Below are 17,462 nucleotides of genomic sequence, written 5' to 3' on the forward strand. Positions count from 1 at the left end.
GCCATGGTGATTTATAGCAAAAAGCTATGGCTTTTTGCTTTTCTACATCTTTTAACAAAAAATAAGGCGTTTTTAATGACAATAATTATACAAAATTGTACTATTAAGGTGTGAATAGAAATTTTTCGCTAATTTTTTGGGAAAGGATCGATTAAGATGGCTGATAAAGGTTTTAAAGATAAAGTAGCTGGCAAAGCTAAAGAAGTCAAAGGCAAAGTTCAACAAGCTGCTGGTGACGTTAAAGACAAAGCACAAGAAGCTACTGAAAATGTCAAAGACAAAGTCGATGATGTTAAGGATAAATTGAAGAATTAATTTTTTTAATTAATAAATAAAAGGAGATTGAGAAGACTAACGGTTTTCTCAATCTCTTTTTTGGGTTACACATGAAACAATTTATCGTAATTTGCGTCGAATACTCTCTGGTAATTTAAGATTCGGTCGATCAGGATCATAAAATTCATAGAACACTGGTGCTTTATTAGAATCATTACTTTTAGGATAAAGATCGTAGTTGCTGGCCATTAAAGGCAAAGTCATATTCTTTTTGTAGGAATTCCAGATATTGCTTAACACTTGAGTTAACAGCTTTCGTTCCTGAGGCTCAAGGGATAAAAAAGCGCGACCAAAGCGGTAGGTTCCTACTATTTTGTTACTAGTTAGTTGGTTTAATTCATCAATGTCATAATTTTCAAAAGCCTCGAAAAGATCAGAAAAGGCATCGTTTCTTTCTTGATCGGGGATTGAATTATTGAAATTAATCAGAGCATGTCTGATCACGCGGCTACTGGAAGAAAGACCATCAGCTAAAGTAAAACTGTCGCGACCTACTGACCAGCGACGAGGGTCATGCTGGTTGCGCATTGGTACGGTACTTTTGACAACCAAAGTTTGTTCTGGATGGTCAAGCATTGCACCAAAGATTGAATTCTGGGGAATGTAGGTTTTCATTTTAGACTTGGAAGAAGTGAAACCAGGGCTTGTATATACCTTATGGAAAAAGCCCGGCCCGTCAAAACTAATCGCCTTGATTACCCGCTTTTGAATTTCAGGCTCAACTGCACATAAAGCAAATTGAGCAAAGTTACCTCCTTTTGAGTGGCCTAAAAGGTAAATTTGTTGGTCACTAAATTTATGTGCTATTTTTGTTAAATATTTAGCTGCCACCTCCTGACCGTAAATTTCGGGCAGGTAATTCATACCCATATCTTCATTTAAGCCAATCATAGTGCCATCAGTTCCGCGAAAAACGACAGCTATAGTTTTGGTATCAATTAGAAAGGTGGCAGCAGTAAATTGTAACGGGTGAGGTTCCTTTTCCAGTCTGTCTGTCCAATCTAGAATCTTGATGTTGCCGATTCTAGGACTTTCCGGTAGCAACATAACTTCAGTTGCAGTCTCGGCATACATTTGATGTTGAAAAGAAGACAAGTTCCGCAATTTTTCCGCTACTTCTCCTAGAGTATGATTGGTGGCAGAACTATCGGCCGGCAAATAAGCAATAGATGACAGCAGTGAAGCATCAACACTATTAAATGGCTTTTCTTTAAAGCTTAAGTCGCCACGCCAGCGTAAATAATCCAAGGGTCCGGCCATATAAATTCTCCTTTCGTAATAAAAGTTGATATTAATATTGTAGTAAGTTTGTGCAATTTAGATAAAAATAATGCAAAAAAAACAATAGAATTAACTATTGCTTAAAAAATATAACTTTATTTATCTATACTAGCAATACTGATCCGCTTGATGTCAGGATATTTGCGCAGAGCCATGATAATATCATTTTCATTAATATTATTATTGATGATGCCGTCTACGAAAAAGATAATTCTTTCATCACTGACAAAAAGAATCTTGACAGAAACATTTTCAACATGATTTGTTTGCAGTTCCTGTTCGATGATATGCAAGATATTAGGTTTATTTACAGCTTCTATTTGAATGTTAAACCTGATATGCATGATGATTTTGTCAATGATAGTATCATCGTGAAACATCATCTGAATGACGAAAAGGAAGGCAGTAGCTAAAATTCCGATAAAATAAAGGCCAGAACCAATTGCCATTCCGATGGCTGCCGTAGCCCAGATACCCGCAGCTGTGGTTAAGCCGGAGATCTGTTGCTTTTTGATTAAAATTGTGCCGGCACCGATAAATGAAATACCTGAAACTATCTGCGCAGCAATTCTGGAAGGGTCCAGAGCAACATCTGACATTTTTAGTAAATCGCCAAAGCCGTATTTTGAAACTATCATAAATAGCGCGGAAGAAAAGGCAACTACAATATGTGTTCGCACTCCGGCACTTTTTCTTTGAATTGCGCGTTCATAACCGATCAGTGCGCCACACAAGGAAGCAACTAAAATTCGTAGTACCCAGGGGAACTCGACGCTAATCGAGGCTAAATTTGCCATTACATCCACTCCATTCTGAATCTATCTTTATATTATACTCTTAAAAAGTTTACCAAAGCTTAGTTATAACAAAAACTGAGAAAAAGTCAAAAAATGCTTGCGTAAACTAGTAGAATATGTTTTAATTAATATCGTTGTCGAGATATGACAATGCTGACTTAGCTCAGTTGGCAGAGCACGTCATTAGTAATGATGAGGTCGGAGGTTCGAATCCTCTAGTCAGCATTCAGTTAAACAACTTAAGAATTTTTAGGTCTGTGATTCAGGTTCAGGAGAACTTAGAATGACAGGCTTTTTTTGTTGCTTTGAACTAGAATTACATTCTTTGAAATAAAAGCAAATTTATTGAAATAAAAGCACGGAGTATCAAATATAGCGATATAAAGGACTTTCGAGTCCTTTTTTTGTGTTTTTAAAATGTTAAAATATTATATAATTAGGATGATTGAATAAATTTAGTTTTGTGGAGTAGTTTATGGTTAAAGAATTTAATGAGATGACTAGAGTACAATTTCCAGCCATCCTCCATTTAATAAAACTTGGTTATACGTTTATTTCAAATAAAAAGGTACAAAAAATAAAAGATGAAGAGAATAATATTTTAACGCCCATCTTTAAAAAACAATTTTTAAAATTAAATCCTTTAGCGAGTGAAAAGGATTTTGATGATGAATATAAGGATATCAAAACCGAATTAACAAATAATGATTTGGGAAGAGAATTCTTTAATAGACTTCAAAATAAAGGCAATTCTCGTTTTAAATTTATTGATTGGAATAATTGGGATCGTAATAGCTTACTTGTTTCATACGAAATTCCTTGTAAAAATGGTGATGATGAATTTAGACCAGATGTTACAATTTTTATTAACGGATTACCTTTAGTTTATATTGAATTTAAGAAGCCTAATGCTATTCGCAATGGTGAAACTGGTATGCAGTCAGAATTCACTAGAATGGAAAAAAGATTTCAAAATAAAAAATTTAGAGTCTTTCATAATGTTACTCAAATAATAGGATTTACTGATAATAAGGACTATACTGAGGATTTTGGTAAGCATACTACAGGTTCTTATTATTGTACTTCTAGTTATGAACAAGCATTCTTTAATTCAATGCATGAAGAAAGATCCGAAGATTTAACCAAAGAAGTGGGTACTATCTCAGAAGGTCAGATTGAAGAAGTACTAAAAGACGCTAACAAAATAGCTATTAAAGATAGTAATGAATTTAAAACAAATTGTGATCCAAATACACCAGCAAATTCATTTTTAACTTCTATGTTTTCTATGGAAAGAATTAGTTTCTTTTTACATTTTGGATTAGCTTATGATCAAATTAGAAATGATGATGGGACTCTAACTTTTCAAAAGCAAATTATGCGCTATCCACAATACTTTGCTACAAGAGCTATTGCAGATGCAATTAATAATGGTGTTAAAAAAGGTGTTATTTGGCATACCCAAGGTTCTGGTAAAACAGCCTTGGCTTACTATAATATTGAATACTTAAAATATGTTTTACAAAAGAAAAATATTATTCCACAATTTTATTTTATTGTTGATCGTTTAGACCTTGCTGATCAAGCGGAGAATGCCTTTATTAATAGAGGGTTAAAAGTCAAAAGAATCAATTCAAAAAGAGAGTTAAATAATCCTTTTACTGAAAATGTAGCGGTTGTAAATATTCAAAAAGTAAACGAAGATACTAATTTAACAGATACATCCGGTTATGAAAATTTAAATAAACAAAATATTTATTTTATCGATGAAGCACACCGTTCTTATAATGCTAAAGGTTCATATTTACCTAACTTATATAATGCAGATAAAAATTCTATCAAAATTGCTCTAACAGGAACTCCATTAATTAATGTTGATAGTAAAGGGAAAAAGAAGATTAGAAAGACTACTAGAGAAATATTTGGTGATTATTTAAACAAATATTATTATGATCAATCAATTCAAGATGGCTTTACTTTACGTTTGATTCGTGAAGAAGTAACTACTGAGTATAAGAAAAAATTTAGCAATATTGTAAGTAATCTACAGGAAGAAGTTAAGAAGGGTCAACTAAACAAAAAAGAGATTTTTGCTCATCCTAATTATTGTGCACCACTGTTAGATTATATTGTAAATGATTTTCAAAATTCTAAAGTAGCTTTTGGTGATGATACGATTGGTGGCATGATTGTATCTGATTCATCCAATCAAGCTAGAGAGCTTTATAAATTATTTGAAGAAAAACAAGCAAATAAGGAGACCACGCTAACTGCTTCTTTGATTCTTTCAGATGAAGGTGATAAAGAGACCCGAGAAAAAGAAGTTAAAGCTTTTAAAGATGGAAAAACTGATTTTCTGATTGTCTATAATATGCTCCTTACAGGTTTTAATGCTCCTAGATTAAAGAAAATATATCTTGGTAGAGTAATTAAAGCGCATAACTTATTACAAGCTTTAACAAGGGTTAATCGTCCATATCATAACTTTGATATAGGGTATATTGTTGATTTTGCTAACATCTCAAAGGAATTTGATAAGACTAATAACGCTTATTTTGAAGAGTTAAATCGTGAATACAAAGATTCAGGCGAAGACTTTGATAAAATTTATGGTTCTTTATTTGTACCAGTAGAAGAGATTGAAAAGAATCTCGACAAAGCAGGATTAGTATTAGCTGAGTATGATACTAACAATTTGGAAAATTTTTCTAGACAAATTGATAATACTCCTAAAAAGGGAGAATTAATCGAATTAGCTAAAACATTACGAGAACTAAAAGAAGATTACAATGTCGCACGTTTATTATCTTATGATGATCTAGTTAATAAAATAAAAGCGAAAGATGTTTCTAAATTATTGAGTATTGTTCAAGATAGAATAAGAACATTGAATTTAATTCAGGATGCCAACTTAGAAAGCAGTAAAGATATTCTTGGTGTTGTAATGAATAATTGGCAATTTGAATTTGAAAAAACTGGTAGTGAGGAATTAAAACTTGTTGCTGATGATTATCGAAAGGAGGAGGAGAAGGCTAGACAAATTATCAATCGTAATTGGGATCAGAAAGATCCAGAATGGGTTAATATTTTTGAAGAATTTAGACGTATTATGAAAAATCAACACGTCAAAGAAATTAGTGTTGATAAAACAAAAGCTAATACTGATAAGATTAAAGAAATAATTTTTAAAATGAATACCTTAAATGCAGAAAATGAAAAACTAGCTAATGCGTTTAATGGGGATACTAAGTATGCCCGTAGTTTTAAAAAGGTAATCTATGACCTTGGTGGCAGTAAAAAGCCTAGTGTCAGAGAAAATCCAGCAATTTATTTTGTGATGAAAGATTCAAAAGATAAGTTAGATGATGAAGTAGCTAAAAATAGTGCTGTCTTAAATAATGAATCTTACTTCGATAAAAAAGCTATTCAAATTTTATTGCAAAATAGTAAAAAAACAAATGGTGAAATTCCAGTTCCAGAAATTAAAGAAATATCTAAATTATTAACTCAAGAGTATCATGATGAATATATAGGAATTAGGTAGTGGAAATGACAAATTATGTAGAAACAGTAGAAAATTTAATTGATAGTATTAAAGGTATTTTAAACAATGCGGGACTTGGTGGTGAAGCTGGTGAATATAAACTAGTTACCCAATCATTTTTATATAAATTTTTGAATGACAAGTTTCTTTATGAAGCTAGAAAATTTGATAAAAAAATTGATTATAAATATATTATGTCTTTAAATGATGATGATTATGAAATGCTTCAGCTTAGTTTAGGTACCGACTCTGCTGAAATTAAACGTCAAGATCTAATTGAAACAATTTACAATAAACAGAATGAAGATAATTTTAGTGAGATAATTGATACTGCATTAAATGATATTGCTATTGATAATAATAGTTTATTCTCTGTTGAAACAACAGGAAATACGCAAGTAAGATTATTTGATGCTCATTTAATTGCAGATAATATTCAAGATGGATCTCAAAGAGATAATGTTGCAAGAGAGCTAATAAAATTATTATCCTCTACAAAATTTGATAATACAATTTATGCTGAAGGATTCGACTTTTTCTCCACAATCTTTGAATATATGATTAAAGATTATAATAAAAATGGTGGTGGTAATTATGCAGAGTATTACACACCACGCACCATTGCGAAAATTATTGCGGACATTTTGGTAGGTAAAGAAAATCCTGAAAATGTAAAAGTATATGATCCAGCTGCTGGGTCTGGTACTTTATTAATGAATGTAGCCAATAGAATTGGTGTAGATAAGTGTACTGTTTATAGTCAGGATATTTCTCAAAAGTCTTCTAACTTACTTAGATTGAACTTGATTTTGAATAACTTGAGCCACTCAATTCATAATATTGTTCAAGGAAATACTATTTTAAATCCCAAGCATCCTGAAAAGATGGACTATATCGTTTCTAACCCACCATTTAAATTAGATTTTTCTAGCTGGCGTGATGAAGTAGAAAGCTTACCTAACTCAAGTGAAATTTACTTTGCTGGAGTGCCTAAGATTCCTAATAAGAAAAAGAATTCAATGGCAATCTATGAACTCTTTATCCAACATATTATTCACTCACTTACTGATAATGGTAAAGCTGGTGTAGTTGTTCCAACAGGATTTTTAACTGCTCAATCAGGTATTGATAAGAAGATTAGAAAGTATTTGGTAGATAATCAATATATTGATACTGTTGTTTCGATGCCATCCAATGTATTTGCGGAAACTGGCACTAATGTCAGTGTTATTTTCTTTAATAAATCCAAGCAAGATGATCAAGTTCAATTGATTGATGCTTCTAAATTAGGTCATAATATTAAAGAAAATGGCAAACAAAGAATAGAACTTTCACAAGATGATATTACAAAGATAGTTAATACAGCAGTTGAAAGAAAAGATGCAGACGACTTTTCTATTACTGTTGGTTTAAAAGACATAAAGAATAAAAATTATTCATTTAGTGCTGGACAGTATTTCCCTGTAAAGATTGAATATGTGGAACTCACTCAAGATGAATTTGCAGAGAAGATACAGAACTATCAGGAAAAGCTGTGTGGGCTTTTTGATAAAAATAATAGTTTAGAAAAAGAAATTAATAAACAACTGGGGAAAACAATTTATGAAACTAAAGAGAGTTAGATTAGGTGATGTGTTTTCTATTAAACAAGGATTTGCGTTTAAAAGTTCCAACTATGTTAATAGGAGTAACTATAGACTGGTGACTCTAGGAAATTTTGCAAATGACAACAGTTTCAAATTTAATAATGATAAAGCTAAATATTATAAAGGAAATTTTCCAAATGATGTAGAATTAAAAGAAATGGATTTAATTCTACCACTTACTGAACAAGTTGAAGGATTACTTGGAAATTCTGCTTTTGTTCCAAATGTTAATAATAAACATTTTAATTTTGTTTTGAATCAACGAGTTGGGAAAATAATATGTAATGATAAAAAAATCGATAAAAAATTTCTTCATTACTTATTATCAACTAATTTAATAAAAGATCAGATGGAAGCTTTTGCTCACGGTACACGACAACGAAATATATCACCAGAAGAAATATATAAAATAGAAGCATACATACCAACTATTTCTGTTCAATCCAAAATAGGCAATTTTTTATATTCTATAGAAAGAAAAATAGATAATAACAACAAAATCTGCAAAGAACTAGAATCAATGGCTAAAACTATTTATGATTATTGGTTCTTGCAGTTCGAATTTCCTGATAAAGATGGTAAGCCATATAAGTCTAATGGTGGCAAAATGGTTTGGAATGATCAACTTAAGCAGGAGATTCCTGAGGGATGGGAAGTTAAGAAATTATCACAAATTGAATCAAATATAATTACTGGCAAGACTCCTTCCACAAAGTCTAAGGATAATTTTGGAAAAGATGTTCCATTTATATGTATAGGTGATATTAGAAGACATTGTTTTATTGAAAATACACAATTATCACTTAGTAAAAAAGGTGCTGAGTCCCAGAAGAATAAATATCTTCAGAAAGATTCCTTATGTGTTTCATGTATTGCTACACCAGGACTAGTGGGATTCTGTAATTATATTTCACAAACAAATCAACAAATTAATAGTATTGTGTTTGATAATAAGATTAACAAGTATTTTCTGTATTTTAATATCAGTGAATATTTTAAAAATACTAAGGGGACTAAAAGTGGCAATACTTTTGCAAATATGAATAAACAAGAATTCTCAAGTATTTCGGTCATATATAATGAATATATAGTAAAAAAGTTCTACGATAGGGTCGATTCATATTTTGAAAAGATCAAGTTGTGTGAAAAAGAAAATCAGCAACTAAAATCTCTACGTGATTTTCTTTTACCATTGTTGATGAATGGACAAGTAAAAATTAAGGGTTAGATAATATTGATTAACTGAATTATTGCTTTACGCCGTATATTAGTACCATCATTCGTTAATGTATTTCTCAAAACTGTAGTTGCATGTTCTATAAAGATACAATTTGGGGATAAATTATCTAATTGGTGTTGAATGTAAGGTAAAATTTTATCTTGATACCTTTTAAAATTGTAATCTTCTTCTTTGGCTGAAGTCATTAAATCTTTATTACATAGTAAGTAGTAAATTTTCGTTATTAAGATCGAAGTTAAAGTGTTTAAATTAGCATCCTCATCACTTAATCCAGTATAAATAGTAGATAAATTTCTATTTTTTACAAAGGAGATAATTTTGTTGAAGGTGAGCACTTTATTAATTTGCTGAGTAGAAATATATTTGAGAAATTGTAAAGTAAAAACATTCAGTGGAAAGTATAATTCTCGTCACTTGTCTTGATTTCCGTATGTAATTAAGGAAATTGCTCTGAGCTCTGGCCCATATGATAAAGCACCATGAGCCCTGTCTTTTACTCTTTTTGTTGTCACATCTATAGGAGTTATGAATTTGAGCGCATGTTCGATATCCTGGGCAAGCTGTGTGTATGAGTTTTTAGAATTTGTAAGAAAATAGGTGATTACATTTTGTTTTCAACGTTCAATAATGGGCAGCGCTGTTCATAGTCTTTTCTTATTTTCATACATGTAATCCAAGTGTACGATGATCTATTTTATTTATCTGCTTTTCTCAAAAACGCAAGAAATCATACATAATATTTATTAAAAATTCTAGTTCTAAAAGTATACTATTTTTCGACTTTTAGAGCTTTTTTATGGACTAACAAGACAGTGATGAAAATGGATAATAGTATTTGAAAGTTAATTAAAGATGTCTTACCTCCTTAGGCTTCTGAATCTGGTTAAAGCATCTGTTCAAATCTTAAATTTAAAAAGTAATCTTTCCAATTTTTATTTTTTGTGAAATGTTTGAATCGATCTAAATTTTTAAAAAAATATAAGCATAATTCAAGTCCTGTTTGGCGTAAAAAATATAAATCATTAGCAGTTACTTTTGGACTTTTTTCACCATGAGTTATTTTAGATCTTTTGTCATTTAGATTCTGTAGCTCGGTATATATTTTAAGCTTTTCTTGTGGATCTGTGCAAAGTAATTCTGCACATCTTTCGCATATTTGATCTGTTATACTTTGATAATAATCTTTTCCTTCAACGAGGGCTTCAATAGCTGTCATTAAGTTTAACAATGATTGATCTTCATTATTATCAATAGTAGCTTTACCGATACTCTTAAGTGCAACATAAAGTCTGTTTTCTATATCATAAAGTTTGTCATCATCGTCATTTTTGTTTTTCCGTTTATCGTTAACAATCTTTTTATTTAGTATGTTTACAAATGCTTTAAAAATTATATTTTCATTATTTTTAAGCGATAAATCAATCTGAAGAGGAATTATTTTATTATTTTGTCTTAAATACTTTCTTCCGATTTTACTATCATTTATTATATATGAAATACGAAATAAATAATTAGTATCTTTTATATCCCCGATGCCAATAATATATGCATTGTCCATATCGCTGTATACACTATGAAGAGCTAATATTAGATCATTTGAGTAACTTAGACTAAGTTGTTCAGCAGTTTCATCATTATTCGCGTATACTTTAATCATTATAAATGATTTTTCTTCATTATTATTCTCAGTGTCATTAAGGTCTATATTGTCATCGTTTGTATCAGTTAAGGGATCAATTATCTTATTTTTATATTTTTTAGAGCATAGAGCTATATTTTTAAAGTTTTGAGGAAAGATGGAATTTACACTGATTCCATAAGTAGGTATAAAAAAAGTATAAGGTACTTTTTTGGTTTTTAGCATTTCAATAATCTTTTGGACTGTATCTTCCGTATTTTCTCCTTTGATATATATATGCTCGTTGATCATGTTCATAAGTTTATCTTCTAAAAAATTTTCGGCACGACCTGAGAAATTTTTTCCATAGTTACTATCTTCAATAATTTCAGTTACTAAGTTAAATAGTTTCTCAGTGTCAAAATAGATAGTATCTCCTTTATTGGTATACGTTATATTATGTCGAATATAAGGGTCACAAGTGTTTTTATGGGTATACTCGTTTATGTAATTTTTCAGATCATTGTATATGCAATTTTTTTCACTTTAGCTATTCTTCCTTCTCTTTATTTTTAATACTATGCGTTTTCCAAAAAGAACAATTACAATTATGGTATACCATTGATTAAGACACAATAAAAGCCAAATAGATTGAATAATACGACTGATAAATGCAAGTATGATAATAGAATTAATTACAAACCTACATGCTTCTAGTCGCATTTAGAAGAATAAAATTAGTCAAATAACCTTGAAATATCAATGTTCTCTGTTGATAAATTAAGGTTATTTTTTGTTCATTAAAGATATACGTTGTGCGGTAAAAACGCGGTATACCAAGGAATTCTTTGAGTTCAGTATAAAGATTGCTAGAGTCTTATTCTTTAGGCATCCAGTTGTGTTAGCAGATGAAGCAACAGCTTCACTTAATCCTGTACTTTCTAGGAAAATTCATAATACCCTTTGCGGGAATATCCTGGAACAGTTACTGAATTAGCATATCATCTTACTCTTGAGGAAAATACGATGTTTAACAAGGTAATTCAGTTTGAAAATTATATTAATAAAAACATGCTGTCACTAGCTGAATAAATAGTATTATTGTTAATTTTATTTTGTTGATTTAAGACTTGTTTAATGCTATTATTAAATAAATATAAATTTATAAATAATAGTTGGTACAAATTTTATAACTAGTAACGTGTTATATGGGTTAATAATGCCAATGGGCTTTCATTTTATTTATTTTAGGATTTTTGTACCGAAAGCTTATGGTAGTATGATGAAAGTATATTTTTTAGCTTATAGCAAGTGTGATAGTTCTTCTGACATTGCTTATAGCAAAAATCAGATTACTGTACATTAACAGTCTTTTTGTTAATTATTTTAATCTTTGTTCTAAAAAAGGGATGTGAAAAATCATGAATTATTATAAAGCCTTTGATGCTGGAAGTAGTATATATCTGGTTGCATTTATGATTGATTATATTATAGAGCTGTTTAGTATTAACAGTTCAGGTATCAAGACTACCGCATTAGGACTGAAAATAATTACGAATATGAATGAGCATTCCTTAAACACTAATTTTTCATTAACATGGGGAATATTAATTTCGTATTTGGTATTTATCTTATTTTTTATGTCTGCCTTTCATTTCTTTAAAAAGATAAAAACCAGATGACTATATGGCAATGTGAGCTTGAATAATAGTCTTATTCAGAAGAATCATTTACTCTGATTAGCCTTGATTTATCAGCATTTCACGCAGATAAGTTAAGGCTGATTTTTTGTGTAGTAATAAATATTTTTCGGTGCAATAAACAAATTTACGGTGTAAAATAATTAAATTTTGCACCGGTAATCTTTTAAATGCACTGATACTTGGTATAATATGTAAGAAGAAACTAGTTTATAAAGGAGACGTAATACTTTGAAAGTTTTTGATTACCAAACTTTAAATGGTTTGAAATTAACTACGAAGATGATTGAAAAACTCAATCTGATCTGTGAGCTAAAAGGTAAAACGGATCATATCTCCTTAAGTGCGAAAGACATAATGGATAAGCTGTTGGTAGTCGCAAAGATTGAGAGTACAGACTCATCCAATCGAATTGAAGGAATTACAACAAGTGATGCACGACTTAAGAAATTAATGAAGCAAAAAACGACTCCGAAAAATCGCAGTGAAGAAGAAATTTCTGGCTATCGTGATGTTTTAGCAATAATTCATGATAATTATAAATATATCAAGATCACTCCTAATAATATATTAACATTACATAAGCAATTATTTAATTTTACTGAAAGCAGCTGGGGCGGTCAATTTAAGGACATTGATAATGCAATTATTACTACCTTTGCAGATGGTCATAAAGAAACTCGCTTTACTCCACCACCAGCATATATCACACCTGAATTAGTCCAAAGTTTATGTGAAACCTATAATAATGCAATTTGTGATAATTCCCTCCCACCATTAATACTAGCGGCAGCATTTATGTTGGATTTTGTATCAATTCACCCATTTAGAGATGGTAATGGCAGAATGTCACGCTTGTTAATGCTACTTGAATTACAACAATTAGGTTTCGGAGTTGGTAAGTATATTAGTTTGGAACGTTTAATTGAAAAAACTAAGGCGCAATATTACCGGACTTTGTTAGAAAGTTCAGGAAAGGCATGGATTAATAATGAAAACGATTATGGACCATATGTTGACTACTTTTTGAGTATCGTATTGCAAGCTTACCGTGAATTAGATTCAAGAATTGACATCACTGGTGATACGGAAAGGGATCCGGAATCTTTGCTATTGAGTAAAATTATTAATAGTTTAAAGCCGTTATCTAGACAGGAACTAATGAATTTGGTACCGCAATATGGTGAAAGTACTATTAAACATGCTTTAGCTAGGTTGCGCAAAGAAGGAAAAATAGGTTTAGTAGGCAAAGGAAAAGCAAGTCGCTATATTGCTAATGACTAAAGCAGTGCAGTAAATAAATTATCGGTGCAAAATTTAGTTATTTTGCACCGATAACTATAGCAACGGGTGAATTAAGCGAGTTCATTGGAGACTTCTTTCTAGAATTGATTGGGTTAATTACATTCTATCAGAGAAGTCCAATGGACTTTTTTTATTTTTTAATCAGGGCAAGTGTTCAACTTCATTTTACAATTTACCATTTTATTTTTTTGTTAGCGCGTATTATCTGAACATGGAAGGAGTTAAGCGCAGATGCCCAGACACCCCCAGGATATCTGCGCATGGACCGATGTCAGGACAGAAGTTTTAGTTTCCTATAGGAAAAATAGGCAAACATAATATGAGTTTATGCTAAAATTAAAATTAAAGAATAACGCTAAAGAGATAAGACGAAGCTATGAAAATTAACGATATAATAATAAAAGGTATAAAGAATAGTGAGAAAATTGATACACCGTCAGTTATTTATTTAAAAGATGCTATTAGATTTAATATAGATGAAGCGTTAAAACAATTATCGGAAGTAAAAACTAATGAGACAAAATTACTTTATTCTATAAAAGCTTGTTATAACTCAAAAGTAATTTCGCTTTTATCAAGATTTGTGACCGGCTTCAGTGTTTCATCTTTACAAGAATATAAAAAATAGCTCGGTTTAATAATAAAATTGTTTCGGCTACCGGATTTGACGGTGTTGATATTAGTATAAAAAAAGGTATGACGGTTTATTATTTGATAATAACTCGTATAAATTAAATAATGGTTCTACTAATTTTTTAAAAATTTGAAGATTTTGCAATCAAATGGATTTATAGTTACAGATTCATTTGGTAGAACAAAAATACCAGGTTTGTTTGCTATAGGAAGTGTAACAATGCCAATATCTGGAGTCCCAGAAGCTATTTATTCTGCACAGATTACTGGATTCTATATAGGACATCTCTTAGAAAAGACAACTATTGCTGATCCTAGTGGTAGATTTCCTTTCCTTCCTAGAGAAAGGAACTGGTCAAATAGCTATCAACATAAAATAGAGCCTGATGAAGAATAACCATAAAAGGTAGATTAGTTATGACAATTGGCGAAGCCTTGAAAGAAATGCAGAAAGAGCTTGGACTAACCGGAAAAGAAATGGCTGCTGGCATTATTACAACTGGTACGTATTCACGTGTGATCCATGGTACTAGAAGAATAAGCAGTGATTTATTAATAAAATTACTACTAAAACACAATATAGACTTATCTTATTTCTTTGATAAAGTATCTGATACTTACATGCCTCCCTCCAATAGGTTAGAACAAAAATTATCCTCTCAATTTGGACTTGCATTTAATAATCATGATATTGTAGCAGCAGTTACAACATTCGAGCAGATTAAAAAGGCTAATGTTAGTATTCATTTTAAAAAAAGAGTACAGATAGCTGTTGCTTTTTTGACAAAAACTACAGATGATTTAGATAATAAGTTTAAGAAATCCATTATAGATGATTTAAATAAAGAGAGTAACTGGATTTTTAATATTCAAGCTTTACTTTTGTTTGCTACATCATTTGAAATTTTACCAATTGAATTTGTTGAAAAAAAGATGGTCTTTTTCTTTAATAAAATATCACGATCTAAAAACATTTCAGAAATTATGAAAGAAAGATTTGCCATCGTTTGTGTTAACTATTTACATTGGAAATATTCTCAAACAATAGGATTGAATGGAAAAATAGGAATAATTGGAGCTAATGTAGTGAATGCTATAAATTATCTTCAAAGCTTAGAGTCAACCACTCATTTTATCATTTATATAATATCAGCTAAATATTATTCGGCATTGTTTTCTGGTAATTTAACTCGTGCTAAGCAGATTAAAGAGAATCTGCTTGATATGGGGTGTACATTAGTTGTTAAAAATTGGCCACTGTGAAATTTTTGTTTATTTAAAAATATAAATTTATTATGGATTTATAGCCAACCGATTATGAGTATTATTAAAAATAAGAAAAGGATTATAATTAAAAAAGTGTATTATGTTATGTAAAAAATATGCAAACGTTTATAAGCTGCTAGTTGGCCGAGTCACGACCAACATCGCAGACAGTCTGTTCTACATGGCGGTGCTCTGGTACTTCAAGGAGACCGGGCACTCACCTTTCATGGTAGCGGTCCTGTTGACCGTTACTTCCGGGGTTGACATGGTCTCGTTCGGCCTGGGCCCTCTGATTGATCGCATCTCAATGAAGAAGCTGCTGAACTATTCCACTATCATCCAGGCCGCAATCAGCGCCGCGGTGGTGGGGGTGTTGCAGCTGGGCCAAGGCGGCATCGGGGCTGACGCCATGGTCTTAATTTTTTACACGGCCTCCACGGTTCTTTCAACCATTATTTACCCGGCCGAAACCAAACTGCTGCCGCTGTTTGTCGCGGAAAAGGATATGCTCCACTTCAACGGCCTGTTCGAGGTGACCTACGGCGTTTTGGACTTAGTTCTGGACGGTTTTGCCACCTTTCTGATTGCGACAACGTCAATCAGCATGACCGTGGTCATCTCCGGCGTGGTTTTTGCGCTGGCCCTGCTGACCTACGGGCGCCTGCAGATTAACGCCCTGGCCAAGGACGTCTTGGAGAGCGAGGAGTACTTCACCGGCTCCTACTGGAAGGACCTACGCATCGGCTGGCAGACGCTGAAGGATGAAAAGAACATCCTGGAACTGATTCTGCCGCTGTGCGTGGTCAACTTCTTCTACGGCATTTTCGACGTGGGCCTGCCGTATTTTGGGCAGAACTACGTTCATGACTCGGCAATCGGCTACGGTGGCCTGCTGATGGCCTCGTCTCTGGGCGGCATCGCTGGTGCCTTCCTGGTGCAGCACTTCAAGCTGGGCAAGAAGAGCATGGAATTGTTCATCGCAATTTGTTTTGTGGGTGCTGGCGTCTTCCGCCTCCTGGTTCCGCTGACGGCGGGCCTGAGCGTCCTGCTCATCCTGCTGAACTCGGCCGTCTCCTCTTTGTGGCTCACCATGATGAACACGGACTTTGAGGCCCTGGTGCAGGTCAGCTTCTCGTCTGCGGTGCTGGGGCGCATCGAGACCATCAACGACAGCATCCTGTCCGTCATGATCCCGCTCGGGACGATGGCGGGCGGACTGGTGGTTGACCGGCTGGGCGCAATCAGCACGCAGTACATTTACGGTGTTACGCTGCTGCTCGCGGCGGTCTACTACCTCGGCGTGGTCAGGCACAAGGCCAAGAAGTAAAAAGAATCCGCATGGCATTAACATGATTATTCATCAGATTCTGTTGCTATAGTTTGGCGATGTTTTGATTGAGCATTCAGACTAAAAATAGATATGCCCCTTGAAATTAAAGTAGTTTAATAATTTCTGGTTAAGGACTAACTTCCGATATTAAATCGAGGTTAGTCCTTTCAGTTTGCTTGTTCCGGTGAAGTTAAGTTCTTGAAGGCCTGTTCAAAGCCGTAGAACATATTCCACTTTAAGGTGCCAAAGAAAGCCTACCATCAGTCCGTTGCCTTTGCGCGGTATGGACTGGTGGATGCCACGGCTTTTAGTTAAGTTTGAAATTGTAAGTATTCGTCTAGGCATCAATTAGTTGATGTGAATCAGTGTCAATTGTTTGAGCCACAGAACAGTGCTGTAGCCCTCCTCATGTAAGCTGAGTGCCTGTAATTTTTGTTCAACGGAAAATTGACCATAGTAAAACCCTCCAGATGTACTTAGGTCCAATTGAAGTGCAACTAAAAAGTTAGACATTTTATCTAAAAAATTCTTGAATTCAGGCCAGTCATAAAGTTCAAACTCTATTTTACAATTTACCGAAAGAAAACAAAGGCAAAACGATTATTTTTGTAACTCAGCGCTTGTCTGCGGTGAAATATGCAGATAAGATTCTCTTTTTACAAAATGGTAGAATTCTCGGCTTTGATACACACGAAAAATTAATCAGACGTAATGCTGATTATCATAATATGTATAATTTGCAAAAGGATACTTATATCTAAATTTG

The 17,462-nt window shown here is 32.5% G+C and carries 14 protein-coding genes and 1 tRNA gene; 12 read left to right on the top strand and 3 right to left on the bottom strand.

Features of this window, described 5'->3' with window-relative positions; genetic code table 11:
* Positions 1–156: 156 nt before the first annotated feature.
* Complete coding sequence (locus tag AAA915_RS08230) at positions 157–315, top strand: CsbD family protein (RefSeq protein WP_294605715.1); 159 nt, start codon at positions 157–159, stop codon at positions 313–315.
* 81 nt (positions 316–396) lie between these two features.
* Here the strand turns inward: AAA915_RS08230 and AAA915_RS08235 are convergent, their stop codons facing one another.
* Together AAA915_RS08235 and AAA915_RS08240 are read right to left on the bottom strand one after the other, a co-directional pair.
* Positions 397–1,596, bottom strand: a complete 1,200-nt coding sequence (locus AAA915_RS08235; RefSeq protein WP_338201391.1) for a DUF2974 domain-containing protein — start codon at positions 1,594–1,596, stop codon at positions 397–399.
* 116 nt (positions 1,597–1,712) lie between these two features.
* A complete protein-coding gene (locus AAA915_RS08240) occupies positions 1,713–2,414 on the bottom strand; it encodes an MgtC/SapB family protein (protein WP_338201393.1) in 702 nt (233 codons plus the stop codon).
* 152 nt (positions 2,415–2,566) lie between these two features.
* Between AAA915_RS08240 and AAA915_RS08245 the strand changes: the two genes are divergently transcribed.
* From AAA915_RS08245 to AAA915_RS08260, 4 genes are all read left to right on the top strand, one after another.
* Positions 2,567–2,639, top strand: a tRNA-Thr gene (locus tag AAA915_RS08245).
* A gap of 250 nt (positions 2,640–2,889) precedes the next feature.
* Positions 2,890–5,958, top strand: a complete 3,069-nt coding sequence (locus tag AAA915_RS08250) for a type I restriction endonuclease (RefSeq protein ID WP_338201395.1) — start codon at positions 2,890–2,892, stop codon at positions 5,956–5,958.
* A 5-nt stretch (positions 5,959–5,963) separates the two neighbouring features.
* Positions 5,964–7,580, top strand: coding sequence for an HsdM family class I SAM-dependent methyltransferase (locus AAA915_RS08255; RefSeq protein ID WP_338201397.1), 1,617 nt, complete (start codon positions 5,964–5,966; stop codon positions 7,578–7,580).
* The gene (locus AAA915_RS08260) at positions 7,561–8,832 is read left to right on the top strand and encodes a restriction endonuclease subunit S (RefSeq protein ID WP_338201399.1); all 1,272 of its coding nucleotides are present in this window, start codon (positions 7,561–7,563) and stop codon (positions 8,830–8,832) included. The genes AAA915_RS08255 and AAA915_RS08260 overlap by 20 nt, the downstream gene beginning before the upstream one ends.
* An 895-nt stretch (positions 8,833–9,727) precedes the next feature.
* On the opposite strand, the gene AAA915_RS08265 is transcribed toward AAA915_RS08260, so the two are convergent.
* Entirely contained in the window at positions 9,728–10,780 is a 1,053-nt protein-coding gene (locus AAA915_RS08265; RefSeq protein WP_338201400.1) for a hypothetical protein, read from the bottom strand.
* Positions 10,781–11,425: 645 nt separating this feature from the next.
* Between AAA915_RS08265 and AAA915_RS08270 the strand changes: the two genes are divergently transcribed.
* From AAA915_RS08270 to AAA915_RS08300, 7 genes are all read left to right on the top strand, one after another.
* Positions 11,426–11,554, top strand: a complete 129-nt coding sequence (locus AAA915_RS08270; protein WP_338207486.1) for a hypothetical protein — start codon at positions 11,426–11,428, stop codon at positions 11,552–11,554.
* An 839-nt stretch (positions 11,555–12,393) separates the two neighbouring features.
* The gene (locus tag AAA915_RS08275) at positions 12,394–13,446 is read left to right on the top strand and encodes a Fic family protein (protein ID WP_338201402.1); all 1,053 of its coding nucleotides are present in this window, start codon (positions 12,394–12,396) and stop codon (positions 13,444–13,446) included.
* Between the two features lie 397 nt (positions 13,447–13,843).
* Positions 13,844–14,095, top strand: coding sequence for a hypothetical protein (locus AAA915_RS08280; RefSeq protein WP_338201404.1), 252 nt, complete (start codon positions 13,844–13,846; stop codon positions 14,093–14,095).
* Between the two features lie 225 nt (positions 14,096–14,320).
* Positions 14,321–14,497: a hypothetical protein gene (locus tag AAA915_RS08285; protein ID WP_338201406.1), complete on the top strand. Its 177-nt coding sequence runs from the start codon at positions 14,321–14,323 to the stop codon at positions 14,495–14,497.
* Positions 14,498–14,517: 20 nt separating this feature from the next.
* A complete protein-coding gene (locus AAA915_RS08290) occupies positions 14,518–15,363 on the top strand; it encodes a helix-turn-helix domain-containing protein (RefSeq protein WP_338201408.1) in 846 nt (281 codons plus the stop codon).
* 103 nt (positions 15,364–15,466) lie between these two features.
* Entirely contained in the window at positions 15,467–16,693 is a 1,227-nt protein-coding gene (locus AAA915_RS08295; RefSeq protein WP_338201410.1) for an MFS transporter, read from the top strand.
* 632 nt (positions 16,694–17,325) lie between these two features.
* Positions 17,326–17,457, top strand: coding sequence for a hypothetical protein (locus tag AAA915_RS08300; protein ID WP_338207487.1), 132 nt, complete (start codon positions 17,326–17,328; stop codon positions 17,455–17,457).
* The last annotated feature ends 5 nt before the right edge of the window (positions 17,458–17,462 follow it).

This window comes from Lactobacillus rizhaonensis (assembly GCF_036246345.1).
In the GTDB taxonomy this organism is placed as follows: Bacteria; Bacillota; Bacilli; order Lactobacillales; family Lactobacillaceae; genus Lactobacillus; species Lactobacillus rizhaonensis.